Origin of the sequence: Bradyrhizobium sp. Mp19, from assembly GCF_029952935.1 — a bacterium.
GTDB lineage: Bacteria > Pseudomonadota > Alphaproteobacteria > Rhizobiales > Xanthobacteraceae > Bradyrhizobium > Bradyrhizobium elkanii.
Genome location: NZ_JASAUT010000081.1, coordinates 14,542 through 28,807 on the forward strand (window position 1 = coordinate 14,542; position 14,266 = coordinate 28,807).

Consider the following 14,266-nt stretch of genomic DNA (forward strand, 5'->3'; position numbering starts at 1 on the left):
CCGCCGATGATAGGATCATGGCATGGCTGACGCTCCAGAGAACATCCCAATGCGATTGCCCGATCCCGCCTCGATCGAGGCGGTTCTCGCACGTCTTCCGACCGGATCTGACGAAGCGGCGCTGGCGGCCGCGCTCACAGAGGCGTTTCCGGGATTTCCGTTTTCGACATCGGGCATTGACGAGCAGTATTGGCGCGACACGCGCTCGGTGGTCGCCGCCGACGGGACACGGATCGCAGAATACCGGCCGTGGATGGAAGCGGAGCTTGCCAAGGACAATGGCGACATTGGCGCGCTCTGGACGCGACTGCGCGAGAGCGACCTTCAGATCTCGGAATGGCACGGCAACAGTGTGTATGCCTTCGCGCCAACTGGACCGGGCGCGGCGGACTATGTGCAAATCCGTCTCGGTCTGGAAGTTGAATGGCGTGCCGGGCCGATCGTCAATCCGACATATCGCCCTTGGGGCAAGGGCGAATTACTCGATCCGTCATGGATCACGCACGAAGATATGTCCGACGACAAGGTAATCGCTGGTCCGCTCTATCGGATGCTTGGGCGCCCAGGCAGCAGCGTCGTCCATGTCCGGAGCTTCCTGACGCGGTGTGCCCGCCTCGAGCGCGAGAAGCGCGAGGCGCAGCGGCCAGAGATGGAACGCCGTGTGGTACGTGAAACGACACGCGAGGGCACGACCGAGACGCCGTTTCTTGAACTGGTGCCGGACTGGTTCGAGTTCGTGCCGCGGGAGACGCGCTTCTTCCAGGATTGGGAAGAATCAAGCGCTTCGGCCGAGCGGGTCTATGTGCACTGGGCGCTCGACATTTACGACTACGACGATAAAGGCACACGCGAGATCGGATTCGTGCCGCGCCCGCGGCATCTGCCGGAAGAGAGGCTGATCGCTGGCGACGCCTCGGTTCATATCCTGATGGATCGCGTCGAAGCCATCGACCGTGAGGTCGGCGTCCCATTTGGTTGGTTCTTCTTGATGACCCATGGTAATCGAGTTGCGCCAGAGGTTGGCCAAGCGATCGCCAAGGGCCTGCGTAGTCAGCGCGTGGTCTTACCCGATCGGGATGCGCGTGTGCTTCTCCGCTGGGCCGAACGGTCCTATGGATTCTAGGAAGACAGGGCCGCGGCGGAAGGCCTCAGTAAACCTAACGCCACACTATCGGAGCTCTGGAAAGAGCGTCGCGACCAATCTGCTTGAGGTAGTCAGGCCTCCTCTCACCTGTTGTCGCCGCTTCCAGAAGCCGGCACGCTGCGGGCTTTCGTTCGCTACGTCGAGCGATCTCAGCTGGGTGCGCCCGCCACCCGGACGATGGCGCTGGACTTCGTCCTGTCGTTCGGTGGCGCCGCCGACAGCCGCGCGGTCCGTCACGGCGTGCTCCGCCGATTCTACGAGTACCTGGTCGTCTACGACCCCCAGACCGAGGTCTTGGAGCGCAGAGCTTTCCCGTGGTCCAGGGCGATTCCGCCGCCGCGCATCCCTAAGTGAGGCTGAGCTGACGTCGCTTATCGACGCATGCAGCTTCATTTCGCCAGGGACCCCTCTCAGGGGCCGCACGATGGCGACGCTAATCGGATTGTTGGCCAGCACGGGGTTACGATCGGGCGAAGTGGTCAGGCTTGATCGCGGCGACGTCGATCTGACCAACGGGGGCATCCTCGTCCGTAAAACCAAGTTCCGTAAAGACCGCCTGATTCCTGTTCACCCAACGACCCAGGCAGCCAAACTTCGTCGATACGCCCGTGAGCGCGACACCGTGTTTCCCAGGCCCAAAGGCGAGGCGTTCTTCCTCAGCTCGCGAGGCTGCCGTCTGTCGGCAACCGGCTTGCAAAGCAACTTCGCTAAGGCCCGCAAGCTCGCGGGCCTTGACAATGGCAAGCCTCTGCGACCGCACGATCTCCGGCACCGGTTCGCGGTGACCAGGCTGAGGCTGTGGCACCACGAGCGCGCGGACGTCCAAGCGCTGCTGCCCTTACTCGCCACCTACCTCGGCCACGCCAACTATAGCGACACAGCCTACTACCTCACCGGCTCGTCGGATCCCCACCAAACGGGCCCACATCGAGGTGACGCATCATCTCACCAACGCCGAGGTGGAGGCTATCATCGCAGCCCCTGATCAGACGACGTCCCGCGGTCGGCGCGACCGGGCCTTTCTGCTCTTCTTGGCGAGAACCGGCGCTCGCGTGTCCGAAGCGACCGGCGTCAACGCGAACGACCTTCAGTTGGAGCGAGGACGCCCGCAGGTGCTGCTTCATGGCAAGGGACGCCGAGATCGCGTCGTTCCCATTCCTCAGGATTTGGTGCGATCGCTGACCAACCTATTGAGCGAACGCGGCCTCGCCCATCATGAACCGCGGCCAATCTTCGTCGGGGTCCACAACGAGCGCCTGACGCGTTTCGGCGCGACACACATCGTGCGGCGTGCCGCCTCCCAGGCCGGGTCCACGAGGCCAAGCTTGGAGGGCAAGCCGATATCGCCGCACATCTTCCGGCATTCCCTCGCCATGAAGCTTCTCCGGTCAGGCGTGGACCTCCTGACGATTCAGGCTTGGCTTGGCCATGCTCAGGTCGCCACGACCCACCGATACGCCGCTGCGGATGTCGAGATGATGCGCCGGGGACTTGAGAAGGCGGGCGTCTCAGGCGACGGAAGCGCTTCTGGCCCAGATCGCCGTCGCCAAATATGCCGATGGCCTGCCGCTCTACCGGCAGGAGGCTATCTACGCCCGCGACAAGGTCGAGCTCGACCGCCAGTTGATGGCGCAATGGATGGGCAAGCTCGGCTTCGAGCTCGAGATCATGGCCGACTACATCTTCAGCGAGGTCAAGAAGGCCGAACGGGTCTTTGCCGACGAAACCACTTTGCAGACGCTCGCTCCGGGCTCCGGATCGACAAAGACGGCCTATTTATGGGCCTATGCCAGGGATGATCGAACGTTTGGCCGCAACGGTCCCCCGATGGTGGCTTATCGCTTCGAAGACAGCCGCTCCGGTGAATGCGCGGTCCGCCATCTCAATGGTTATCGCGGAATCCTGCAGGTGGATGGCTACGCCGCCTATAACAAGCTCGCGCGATCCGATCGCGGCAATGATTGCATCACAGGCTGGCTGCTGGTCACACTGCAGACGCAAGTTCTACGAGCTGCATGTTGCAGGGAGCTCAGAAGTGGCAACGGCGACGGTCGAGCGGATGGCGAAGTTCTGGCAGGTCGAGAAAACGATGCGCGGTCAAAGCCCCGACACTCGCGTTGCCGCGCGCCAGCAAGCCTCCGCGGCGATCGTCGCAGATCTCTTCGATCTCTGGCAGCAGACCTTGCGTCGGATCTTCGGCAAATCAAAACTGGCTGAGGCGATCCGCTATGCCGTCTCGCGCCGTGCCATCTTCGAACGATTTCTGACCGATGGTCGCATCGAGCTCGGTAGAGTCGACGACTGACGCGGTGGCTACAGGTTCCGAGGAGTTGCCGTTGGCCGGCAGCTTTCGCTGAGTGCCGGTGGCTCATTTCGGACCATGGCTCCGTTTCCAGTCGCCGCTCGTCAAACCGGACGTGCGGATTTCCCGCATCCGGCTTTCTCTCAACCCATCAAGCCTTCGCTCTCGGCACGTCGGCACGCGCTCTTGGGAGGCGGTAGAGGCCAAGCGTTTCATGCAGGTATTCCTGCGAGTAACGGTTGAAGCCCCGGCCACGTGCCCCGGTGCGCTGGACCAACCAATGACGCAGACGACGGTCGACGTATTGCCGAATGAGGTTGTAAGTTTCCACCACTGGACCTTGGTCGAAGTAGCCGCACCAGCCGCGTAGGAAGCGGTTGATGACAGCGACTGTGTTCTCCGGTGAGTCCGGATACCACTGACGTGTCGTGCGGTCGTGGACCTGTCTGAGCAATCGTCGAACGGCTTTCTTGGAAGGTCTTGTGCCAAGAAAGGCTTGACCTCCCTTTCCATAGAAGCGTCCGATCGTATACCCGAGGAATGTTACGCTATCCTCTGGGACCCGAGCGAGTCGCGTCTTGGTATCGTTCACCTCCAACCCGAGCCTGTTCATTAGCGTCTGCATCCGCGCCATTGCCGTCTCGGACGAACCGGGGCGACAGCAGATCACGAAGTCATCCGCGTAATTCACGATATGCGCATCGAGTTGATCTTGGTGTCCGTGTTTGCGCCAAGCCAGCAGAAACCGACGAAAGTAGAGATTCGCCAACAACGGGCTCAAAGGTGAGCCTTGTGGAGTTCCTCTTTTCTTCGTCCGAGCCTCCGCCGTCCTTGTGATCCGCCGGCCGTCCTTCTCGATAACCGCGACTGTCAGCCAGCCTTTGATCATCGAAAGAAGCCGACCATCGGCGATCCTGCGTGTGAGGCATTTCATCAGTGGTGCATGCGGAATCGAGGTGAAGTAATCCCTCAGGTCCGCATCGACGATCTCTGATCGCCGATGATCTCTGATGTGCCAGAACACGCGGCGCACTGCCATCTTGGCGTCCACCTTCGGGCGGAAGCCATACTGGTTCTCCAGCAGGTCCGCTTCGAAGATGGCGCCGATCACCAGCATCGCCGCCGTCATGACCGTTCGGTCTTTTACGGTTGGAATGCTGAGCGGTCGGCGTCCGCCATTGCTCTTCGGTATCCATACCCTCAGAAGGGGCTGCGGTCGGTAGTCACCCGCCGTCAGCTCCTGTCTGACATTTTCCAGCCATCGTTCGCGTCCCTCGGTTTCGATCTGAGCAAATGTGATGCCATCCGCCCCCGGCGACCCCCGGTTTGCTCGGCAGCGCCTGTAGGCTTCCTCCAGCACATCCAGTCTGCAGATTTTGTCCCAAAGAGAGTAGAATCGATAATCTGGTTCAGCCTTAGCTTTCGCCTGCAGCGAGGTCTGAAGTTTCTGAACGGATATTCTCGGTGTTACTAGGTTCATCACCAATCGCCGTGTTCTCGACTACCGAAACCGGCAGCTTTACGTCTTGCCTGCCGAAATCGAAGTAGTCATACTCAACTTTGGCTGACCAGCCGGGCAGGAAGGCATACTCGATGCCCGCACCCAATGTGCCGCCAAATATGTTCTTGGTCGCTCGGCCATCGGCAGCACCGTTAGCAGCAAAGCCAGCCCCCAAGTTCGATGTAACGGCAAAGGACTGGTTGATGCCGATGCTGGAATCGGCCCAAGCTGCGCCGCCCTTGATGTAGACTAGGCCGCGGTCGCCCACCGTGACGCCGACCCGTCCGGTGATATCGGCAATCCATTTGGTGTCGTTCGTGCAGTTCAAGACCACAAAGCAGCCAGTGCGCCCCTTGATACCACTCCATAAAAAATCGCTTTCCACGCCGTAGACCATCACACCGGACTGGAAATTGTAACCGGCTTGTACGCCGCCGAGGAAGCCGTTCAGCTGCACCTGCGGCAATGGCACATTCAAATCGGCAGTGCCGCCGATGAGCTGGTTTACGGTCTGGTTGACGGGGGCGCCAATGAATGTATTGCCCACAGCGAGGTCGGTCTGGCTGGTACCCCAACCCGAGCCTACACTGCCGCCGATGTAACCTCCAGTCCAGCTGAAGAGAGGATAAACGGGAGCCGGCGCTTTGACGACAGGTGCCGCAGGCAAATCAGCAGCTAAACTTCCGCTCCCAAAAGCGATCGTCCCGAACGCAATGATGCTCGCGAGCGACAATTGCTTGTTGCACTTCATCCGAGAGTCCTCCTGCTGAGCACGGAAAAATATTGCGTAGCTTGTCCCCAAGTTGTGGTTAGCTCGATAGTTCGAGCTGGCAGGCAGATCACCTCTCCAATCTGGTAGGAGGCAGCATCTTGCTGCAACTGCGACAGCCGCTTCTTGCCGTGTCCATTCCAGAGAGGCGAGCAGGCTCTGCTTTCATGCTTGTACGACGGTGCTCAGCAATCCTTTCGCGAAGATCCGTGACACGGCCGAATAATGGGCTATTTTACAAAGCCACGTCGTGGTGATTCTCGCGGCCCTTGGCCGACGTATTGCGCGGTATATCGTTAATGGCTGGGCCTCGATTTGGCTGCGATTTCCACGTTCGCTCTTGATGCGACCCACCATCGGGAAGGGTAGGCTCGATGTCGACGACTCGTGCGTTTCATGTCGTTGTCGTCCGGGACGCGTAGAAGATGTATGTCCTTGCTCTGGTCACCCAAAAAGGCGGAAGCGGCAAGAGCACGCTGGCGGTCGGAATTGCAGTCGCAGCGTTGGGGAACGGGGAGCGCGTCGCAATTGTCGAGGCGGATCCACAAGGCACGATTTCAAAATGGAAAGAGCGGCGCCGCCATCCCGATCCCCGGGTCGTTCGGGTCGCTGATTCGGCCGAAATAGAACGGGCGCTCGTCAGCCTTGAAGCCGAGGGGATCTGGCTTACGGTTATCGATACCGCCGCCACGAACAATGCACTGGCCATGCGCGCCATCGCGAGGGCCGATCTTTGCCTGATCCCGGTGCGTCCGAGTCCCGCCGACATCGAAGCTGCGATACCGACGCTGATTGCTATTCGTAGGCTCAACCGCCGATTTGCTTTCGTCCTCGCTCAGACGCCACCGCGGGGCTGCCGCGTGAGTGAAGCCGCGACGTCGCTCAATTCGCTCGGGGTGCTCGCGCTTCCCTATGTCGGACAGCGCAATGACCATCAGGACGCGCTTGGGGCAGGATTAGGCGTGACGGAGTTTGCACAAGAGGGAAGAGCCTCGGAGGAAGTTCGTGAGCTGTGGCGCTGGATCTTGAAGAAGCTTGTCGAGGGGTCGTCAGATCATGAACCACACGCAAGAAACGAAAAAGCCGCGTACTAGGCAGACGCGCTGCGCGCGACGCTCGCTCGTGGAGCTTACCGCGGCGGCGAGCCGAGCCGTTGACGATGGCCTGTTTGTGCTGCCCCGCGGGATTGCTGCTTCCAATCTGCGATCGGAGCACTCAGGCCCGAATACGTCTGATCAAACAATTCTTGCAAGGCAAGCGACGGCTCCGAGTCCCGTTGCGGTGCTTGAATCTCGGAATGCGGCGGCGCCGCGCAAGGACGAACTCCTAGATTCCGACACTACCACCGAGATGATGGTGAAGGTTGCCGAAGACTCTCAAGACAGAGCTTCTGAAAACATCAAAGCCAGCCTGAATGCTGCCTTGGACCATGCAAACGGCCTCGTAGAGACGCGGGTGGGAGGCGAAGCGGCGTCGAAAACCGTCGTCGCTTCCGGACTTGAAAGCAATTTTTTGACCGTTCTCAAAGAAGCCGCAACGGGGTTTCGCGCGGATGCGGCCGAATTAATCATGCAGAAGGAACCAGCCGACAGCGCGGGACAGTCGCAACCGCGATATATGCGGCGGCTCACCGACGAGGCGGTCAGATTGCTCGACGATCTTCGGAGCGGCAAGCTGGAGAACCAGGCGAACTTCATCCTGAGCGAGTGCTTCAGGGAAGCCGCCAGCGCGTTCTCTATCATCAATCAGCAGCTCAAGCGCGACGGCTATCCCGCGAGCATTGATCCATCAATCTTCATTTGGCTTGCCAATATCACCGAACCGGAGACGCGTGACACCGGGACCAAGCGACTTGAGATCGTACCCAACCACCGAGGTCGTCCGAGCACGTACACGCGCCAGGTCGCTCAGTTCATCTGGCACCTTGTCGAGGGACAGGGCTGCGGGCGCCAGGCCGCATATCGGGCGGCGCTCACGAAGTTCTCCGTAACCGCGAGTTTCGTCGAGAACGCCTATGCGTTTTGGGAGCCGGTCTTCAAACGGGCGGGACCGCACGTGAGGATGCTGACCCGCATTTCAGATCCAGAAGTGTAAAGTGTCAATCGGCTTGCAAATTTGACCCTTCATCGGCGTCCAATTTTGACCCCTTTCCGCGGCGGGGTTTGCTGGTAGCGCTCGTCTCGTCGGAGCTGGCCGGGATAGCGGAGGCGAGACGAGCGCGGGTGGCGTGATCGTCGTCTCGGCTTTTGAACCGCCAGCTATCGTTGCCGGTCTCGACGATGTCGCAGTGATGGGTCAATCGGTCGAGCAACGCTGTGGTCATTTTGGCGTCGCCGAACACGCTGGGCCATTCGCCGAATGCGAGATTGGTGGTCACGATGACGGAGGCGCGCTCATAGAGCCGGCTGACGAGGTGGAAGAGAAGCTGGCCACCGGACTGGGCGAAGGGCAAATAGCCGAGTTCGTCCAGCACGATGAAGTCCATCCGGGTCAGATGCTCGGCAAGCCGTCCCTGCCGTCCATTGCGGGTCTCGGTCTCGAGGCGGTTGACGAGGTCGACCACGTTGAAGAAGCGGCCGCGGGCACCAGATCGGATGCAGCTTCTTGCGATGGCAATGGCCAGGTGGGTTTTGCCTGTGCCGGTGCCGCCGACCAGCACGACGTTGCGCTGTTGGGCGACGAAGCCGCCGCCAGCAAGATCATTGACGAGCGTCTGATTGATCGGCGTGCCGTCGAACTGGAAGTCGGCAATGTCCTTGGCAAGCGGCAGCTTGGCAATGGTGAGCTGGTATTTGATAGATCTGGCTTGCTTCTCGTTGATCTCGGCGGAGAGTAGATCGCCAACGATGCGCTGGGGTTCATGCTGACGTTTGACGGCAGTTGCCATGATCTCGTCGAAGGCAGCCTTCATGCCATAGAGCTTGAGCTCGCCCATGAGGTCGAAGATTTGAGTTCGTTCCATCAGTTGGTCCTCCGAAGGTTGTCGTAGCGGGCACAATCGGCGATTGGTGCATGACGGAGCGTCAGGGCGGCTGGCGTCATGATGTTGGCCGGCGGGGCTGGCTCACGTTGACGGGCCAGGATGTTGAGCACCACATCGGCGGAATGAACGCTGTGACTGAGCGCTTCGGCACAGGCCGCTTCCACCGCAGGCAGACCGTCAGTCAGCACCGCGTTGAGGATGTCGACCATCTGCCGATTGCCATCGTCGATGCTGGCAAGCTTGCGCCGGATCCGCTCGATCGCGGCCGGCAGCACCCAGTCCTTGAAGGGAGCGCCGTTGCGTAAGGCGCCGGGGTTGCGGGCGAGCACCGGCACATAATGCCAAGGGTCGTAGACGGTATCGCCGCGGCCAAAGGATCGCTGATGCTCGGCAACGATACGTCCATCCTGGCGGATCACGATGCGATCGGCATAGGCTTGAACCTCGACCGGTCGTCCGACTGCACTGGCTGCGACCGAGTACTTGTTGTTGTCGAAGCGCACCAGGCAGGTCTTCGAGACCGACGCCGTCACCGCATGGAAGCCGTCAAATCGCCCTGCATAGGGAACGAGCCTAGGGCGTTCGACTTCGAACACGTCCCAGATCGTCTGATCGACCAGTTCCGGATGGCGATGAGCCTTGGCGTAGGTGATGCATTTGTCGAGCAGCCAGGCGTTTAACTCGTCGAGGTTTTTGAACCGCAGACGCGGCGTGAAGAAGCGTTCCCTGACCAGCCCGACCTGGTTCTCAACCTGCCCCTTCTCCCAGCCAGACGCCGGCGTGCAGGCGACTGGATCGACCAGATAGTGGCTGCACATCTGCAAAAACCGGCGATTGTAAAGACGCCCTTTACCGACGAAGATCGTCTCCACGGCGGTCTTCATGTTGTCGTAGATGCCGCGGGTGCAGGTGCCCTTGAACAGCGCGAACGCTCGGTCGTGGGCGTCGAACACCATCTCCTGCGTCTCTCGCGGATACGCCCGGGCAAATAGCATACGGCTGTGGCAGAGCCGGACGTGAGCAACCTTCACGACCACGGTGGTTCCGCTCAACAGCACCACCTCATGGCTCCAGTCGAACTGGTAGGCTTCGCCTGGCGCAAAACTCAGCGGGACATAGGCCGCCGCGGTCGATTGCCCGCGTTCCTTGCTCCACCGCCTGGCGTAACGTCGCACCGCATCGTAGCCGCCGTCATAGCCGCGACCGCGCAGCTCTTCGAAGATCCGGATCAATGTCAGCTGCTCACGAGCCGATTTAGCCGCGTTCGCCGCAAGCAGCCCGTCAAGTTCGACTGCCCATCGTCCGAGCTTTGGCCGCGGCTGCACTTGCCGCTCATACTCGAAGGAGGTCTCTCCCGACCTCAGCACCTTCCGAACCGTGTTCCGTGACACCTTCAGGTCACGGGCGATCTCCTTGATCGTCTTGCCCTTGATGAAGTGCTCGCGCCGAATCCGCGCAATCGTCTCCACGACCAGCATCCTCCACCACCTGCTTTGTTACGAAGCAGGCAGCGCAACAGACCAACCTGTAGGGGGGCAATTTTGGACGCCGATCCCCCGGCTTAGGGGGTCAATATTGCAAGCCGAATGACACCATCGAAGGCAGCTGTGACTTTCTTGGCGTGAACGGCTGGAAACGAGGATGGCAGAATCGTATCATCGGTCATGGCGGGCGTGGTTTAAGGTGATGGGGTGGCTTCGCAACCGAATCCTACGCCGCATCAGCGCTTTACACCACGCTCGCCAGCCCTCAGGCGCACTCTTACGAATAAGACGGGCTAGCGCTCCATCTCGCCCATAAGAATTTCATCTGAGACGTATCGTGGATTGGAAATGACAGTCCGCATTTCCGCATTCTTGCCCTCGTCCGCAAACCGGAATCCCTTCTTGTAGAAAAATGCTGAAGCTCCTTCATCTTGAGAGAGAAGGGATAGCTTGGAAAGGCCCGCGGACTGCCTAGTATGATCGGCGACTTCAATCATAGCCGTCCCGACCCCTTTGTACCTCGACCGGCCGAGATTTTCTATGCTGAGAATTCGCAAACTGTTGCGCCCCGGCGCCACGGTCATCGCTCCCACCTTATTGCGTTCATTGGCATCAGTAAACAAAGAAACACTTTGGGCGTTGCCAATATTGCTACTTACTCTGTGTAGGCGGACTGACACACCTGTCCTCTTGTCAAAAGCGGAAGACGCTGGTCCAGCAGCTAAAGCGGCCGTAAAAGCAGCACCATCTGCGCCAGAAGTGCCGGCCAGCGCATCGCGCTGCTGGTCCACACTTTGCCCGTCGGAGGGCCAGTTGTTGTAATTGGTTCTCATCACAACGAGCTACTATTTGGACGAGCTGACAGAAAGCTGACAAAGCCGACGCATGAGCCGGTCCTTTACGAATAAGACGGGCTAGACTGCCGCTGGGGGTCACTCCGATGGGTGAAGCCAAGCGCAGACTTGAGGAAATGAAGGTGGCACCTTGTCGTTGTCGATCGGGGCGACAATCGGCTTCCTGCTGTTTTGATGGTGTTCGATGGCACAAGCCGGCTTCAGGGCTTGACCTTCGATCCGGCTCGCCCAGTACGACACTTGAACGCTGTTACATGCAGGAGCTGGGAAATTGCGAAGCGCCAATCTCCGGCGAGCATCTGATCAGCGAGGCTGTGATCGAAATACTTCGCGGGGACGGTAATTTCACGGCCTCTGGACTGCCTTGGCTCGAAGCAGGCGAAACAAAGGCGCTGGCTCCAAAGAATCTCACCGCGAACTGCCTTTGTAGACGACACAACAGCGCGCTGTCGCCGTTGGATGCCGCTGCCAAGATATTCTTTGCCGGCCTCAGGGACTGCTTGGAATCGAGCGAAGCCGTCTTGCCGTACTTGCTGTCCGGTCATGATGTCGAACGCTGGCTGCTGAAGACGCTCAAAGCTAACGAAACGGCCGCAGCCCATATCGGCGGCAAAGCGCCAGAAAAAGGTGCCGAGACCACTGGTCGGGAAGTGAGAATTGCTGTTCGATTGGTGGATCGTGGCGAGCGAGTTCCTCGACCCGGGCCCGCACCCGCTGCAGCGCGGCTTCCGCCGCATGGCGCTCACCAGCAGTTCCGGCCCCCACGAACAACGCCTCGATCTTCCGAAGCTTCTCGCGCAGCTGCGACTCGCTGTTCATTCTGATCCCGTTGCCCGCTCCGAACCGGGATCACCCCATCACCGCGCCCCGGCGGCGTCAATCATCCCGACCGCGCTATCCAGAGCATTCCGCGCAAGTCAAGCCCGGGAACCGGTGATCCTGTCGTGACGCTCACGTACAAGCTGCGTTTGATGTAGGGCAGAAGCGACTGCCTTGGTCGTGAACGCGTCCGACCGGAATTTTCGCAACGATTTCGACAAGAGCTGGTCGATCGACGTTGCAAACAGCGAGCTTGAGTGAGCGCGCGGCCTTTTTGGCCGCCGCCGCCTGGCGCTCCGGAAACCGGCCGGCCTTCGGCTTGCCGGTCGCGTCGATCCCGTAAACGATGATTGCCGAGGCGGAGAGTGTCTTTTGGTTCGTGAGATTGGGCTTGGCCATTTTGCCCTCCTGAAAAGCCGAAGGGGCCCGATTTGGGCCCCTTTCTGAAACGGCGTTGTCGCTGGTCCTGCGGGATGCTCCCGGCAATGGCGGTCTTGTCATTGGACGACTCCTTTGCTGAAGACGAGAAGAGCGTTCAAACAATCTCGTCGTAAGTATAATAAAGCATATCATCCAAAAGCGCAATGATTGCAATAATTTAGCTGCAGAAAAATTGCGCTTAAATAGAAGATAATTACTGTAATTTCCGCGCTTTTTTGGCACAATTACTGTAAACAATACACGACGAAAGATCGCATGACTTGCGATCATCAATATTGTTGCCGTTGCAGACGTTCAAACCGTCAGCAGCGCAGTAACGCCAAAGAGCGTGCTGAACAAAGCGCGGAAAATCCGCCGGAAAATTACGATCAAACTGGCGCGCGTCGATCTGTGCCGAGACGCGCCGCAAGACCTCGGCGCAGCCGCCGTCTGCATAGCAACGGGGACCGTACGGATGAACCATGCCAAGTTGCTCCAAAATCCCGGTTCGGACCAGAAAGTTGTGAACCAGCCGATCCACGACGATCATGGCAATGCCAACTGCATACCAATCAGGACGGGCCTCGCGATCCGCCATCAAAACGGATGAAAGCGTCATCGTCAGAACCTTGTCCGAAACCCCAAAAACATGACGGGTCGGACCGACTAACCTGTCTTATTCGTAAGAGGCGCCCGAGAGGCTGGCGAGCGTGGTGTAAAGCGCTCATACGGCGTAGGATTCGGTTGTGAAGCCAACCCCATCACCTCCAACCGCGAACGCCACGCCCGCCATGACCGACGATACGATTCCGCCCTTCTCGTTTCCAGCCATTCACGCCAAGAAAGTCACAGCTGCCTTCGATGGTGGGCGCCTAACCTCGAACGGGGGCGTGATGCTTCTGGCGATGGCCGAGCGGCGTCTCGGCTTGGCCGACAATCTGGCCCGGGTGTTCCCGGATCGGCGCGATCCGACGCGGGTCGTGCACAGCCTTGTCGATATGAAGGAGGAGCTTGGACTTGATCACTTCGAAGGGCGATCATGGCAAGGTCTTCATCGCCACGCCCTTATGACAATGATTGCCTACGCCTTCCTGCAACATCGTCGCCTCGCATACGCGGGGCGGAAAAAAAAGAATCAACGGGCCTCCGCCTCAACCAACCATGCCCGCCGCACGCCATGCCATCGTCGATCTCATCCTTCGGCCGCCGCCTCAGCAATGCCCATATTGCCGAAAGCAAATCCTTGAAAAGCAGTGGCGCAAACGCATTCTGTTCGCGGTAGGGACACCCATCACTGGGCGCCCCCCGCGCAGATCCCGGCGAGCCCAATTAAGGCACCGGGCTCCTACCTCGGGTGTTTGACGGCGAAGCGCAGCTTCGGCCATGGATGAAGGATGCGAGCCTTGGGGAGCCAGTCATCGGTGATCTGCGTTATGCGATCCCAGGTCAGACAGGTCCGCTGACTGCGCCGCCGAAGCGTCCGCCTCCAGAGATCGGTCAGATAGAACCGAAACGCATTGAGCGCTCGGCCATTCGTCGGGACAGCAAAGTACGCAAAGTGGCCGGTCAAGACCTGCCTCAGCCATTTCCCTTGTGCAGGGATCGGCCAGTGCATTCGGCGCCTTAGCTCCTCCTTGATTTCGCGGAGTTTGGTTCGCAAGCGGTCGCTACGGGTCTTCCGTTGAGGCTGGAAGCGCCCTTGGCGTGATTTGCCGCAGATAAACGTGAACCCCATGAACGCAAAGGTTTCCGGCTTTCCGAGTCCGCGCTGCTTGCGTTGAGCCGCCGCATGGCGACCAAACTCAATCAGGCGGGTCTTGGCCGGATGGAGCGTCAGCTCGAACTCCTCCAGTCTCGCGCGCATCGCGTCAAGGAAACGACGTGCGTCATCCTCGCGCTCAAAGCCGACTACTAGTCGAGTCGCCCGGGGGAGTTTCACCCCCAGGCGCTCACAGATCCGGACGTGAACGTCTCCGCTCATCCGGCTCTT

General features: G+C 59.7%; 12 protein-coding genes and 5 pseudogenes. 8 read left to right on the plus strand and 9 right to left on the minus strand.

Translation table 11 applies throughout. The features are described 5' to 3' along the window. Positions 1-22: 22 nt before the first annotated feature. From QJT82_RS41370 to QJT82_RS41385, 4 genes and pseudogenes are all read left to right on the plus strand, one after another. Complete coding sequence (locus tag QJT82_RS41370; protein ID WP_018647441.1) at positions 23-1,123, plus strand: hypothetical protein; 1,101 nt, start codon at positions 23-25, stop codon at positions 1,121-1,123. Further along, positions 1,113-2,129 carry a tyrosine-type recombinase/integrase gene (locus tag QJT82_RS41375; RefSeq protein ID WP_307724540.1) on the plus strand — a complete coding sequence of 339 codons (1,017 nt, stop codon included), beginning with the start codon at positions 1,113-1,115 and terminating at the stop codon, positions 2,127-2,129. The genes QJT82_RS41370 and QJT82_RS41375 overlap by 11 nt, the downstream gene beginning before the upstream one ends. Next, a pseudogene (locus QJT82_RS41380) lies at positions 2,104-2,556 on the plus strand (tyrosine-type recombinase/integrase); the annotation flags it as partial. The gene QJT82_RS41375 and the pseudogene QJT82_RS41380, both read left to right, overlap by 26 nt. Positions 2,557-2,659: 103 nt before the next feature. Continuing rightward, a pseudogene (locus QJT82_RS41385) lies at positions 2,660-3,431 on the plus strand (IS66 family transposase); the annotation flags it as partial. A 166-nt stretch (positions 3,432-3,597) separates the two neighbouring features. Here QJT82_RS41385 and ltrA read toward each other — a convergent pair. After that, positions 3,598-4,926, minus strand: coding sequence for a group II intron reverse transcriptase/maturase (gene ltrA / locus QJT82_RS41390; RefSeq protein WP_014498615.1), 1,329 nt, complete (start codon positions 4,924-4,926; stop codon positions 3,598-3,600). Continuing rightward, complete coding sequence (locus QJT82_RS41395) at positions 4,862-5,698, minus strand: outer membrane beta-barrel protein (protein ID WP_011090915.1); 837 nt, start codon at positions 5,696-5,698, stop codon at positions 4,862-4,864. The genes ltrA and QJT82_RS41395 overlap by 65 nt, the downstream gene beginning before the upstream one ends. 443 nt (positions 5,699-6,141) lie before the next feature. Here QJT82_RS41395 and QJT82_RS41400 point away from each other — a divergent pair, with 443 nt between their 5' ends. Both QJT82_RS41400 and QJT82_RS41405 read left to right on the plus strand, forming a co-directional pair. Beyond that, positions 6,142-6,810 (plus strand): AAA family ATPase, encoded by a 669-nt coding sequence (locus tag QJT82_RS41400; protein ID WP_011090916.1) that lies wholly within the window; start codon positions 6,142-6,144, stop codon positions 6,808-6,810. Beyond that, complete coding sequence (locus QJT82_RS41405) at positions 6,773-7,810, plus strand: hypothetical protein (RefSeq protein ID WP_011090917.1); 1,038 nt, start codon at positions 6,773-6,775, stop codon at positions 7,808-7,810. Before QJT82_RS41400 ends, QJT82_RS41405 begins: the two co-directional genes overlap by 38 nt. A 4-nt stretch (positions 7,811-7,814) precedes the next feature. Here QJT82_RS41405 and istB read toward each other — a convergent pair whose 3' ends face one another. The 6 genes from istB to QJT82_RS41435 all read right to left on the minus strand — a co-directional run bounded on the left by istB (position 7,815) and on the right by QJT82_RS41435 (position 12,895). Beyond that, positions 7,815-8,678, minus strand: a complete 864-nt coding sequence (istB, locus tag QJT82_RS41410) for an IS21-like element helper ATPase IstB (RefSeq protein WP_011090918.1) — start codon at positions 8,676-8,678, stop codon at positions 7,815-7,817. Further along, positions 8,678-10,177: an IS21 family transposase gene (gene istA, locus QJT82_RS41415; RefSeq protein ID WP_011090919.1), complete on the minus strand. Its 1,500-nt coding sequence runs from the start codon at positions 10,175-10,177 to the stop codon at positions 8,678-8,680. The genes istB and istA overlap by 1 nt, the downstream gene beginning before the upstream one ends. A gap of 299 nt (positions 10,178-10,476) precedes the next feature. Then, positions 10,477-11,016, minus strand: a complete 540-nt coding sequence (locus QJT82_RS41420; protein WP_014498653.1) for a GNAT family N-acetyltransferase — start codon at positions 11,014-11,016, stop codon at positions 10,477-10,479. Positions 11,017-11,616: 600 nt separating this feature from the next. Then, complete coding sequence (locus tag QJT82_RS41425; RefSeq protein WP_018269532.1) at positions 11,617-11,856, minus strand: hypothetical protein; 240 nt, start codon at positions 11,854-11,856, stop codon at positions 11,617-11,619. A gap of 132 nt (positions 11,857-11,988) precedes the next feature. Further along, the gene (locus QJT82_RS41430) at positions 11,989-12,255 is read right to left on the minus strand and encodes a hypothetical protein (protein ID WP_014498652.1); all 267 of its coding nucleotides are present in this window, start codon (positions 12,253-12,255) and stop codon (positions 11,989-11,991) included. 235 nt (positions 12,256-12,490) lie between these two features. Beyond that, a complete protein-coding gene (locus QJT82_RS41435) occupies positions 12,491-12,895 on the minus strand; it encodes a hypothetical protein (protein WP_011090921.1) in 405 nt (134 codons plus the stop codon). 172 nt (positions 12,896-13,067) lie between these two features. On the opposite strand from QJT82_RS41435, the pseudogene QJT82_RS41440 reads away from it, so the two are divergent. Further along, positions 13,068-13,277 (plus strand): annotated as a pseudogene (locus QJT82_RS41440) (transposase); the annotation flags it as partial. After that, a pseudogene (locus tag QJT82_RS41445) lies at positions 13,275-13,523 on the plus strand (IS701 family transposase); the annotation flags it as partial. The pseudogenes QJT82_RS41440 and QJT82_RS41445, both read left to right, overlap by 3 nt. A gap of 98 nt (positions 13,524-13,621) precedes the next feature. On the opposite strand, the pseudogene QJT82_RS41450 reads toward QJT82_RS41445, so the two are convergent. Further along, a pseudogene (locus tag QJT82_RS41450) lies at positions 13,622-14,266 on the minus strand (hypothetical protein); the annotation flags it as partial.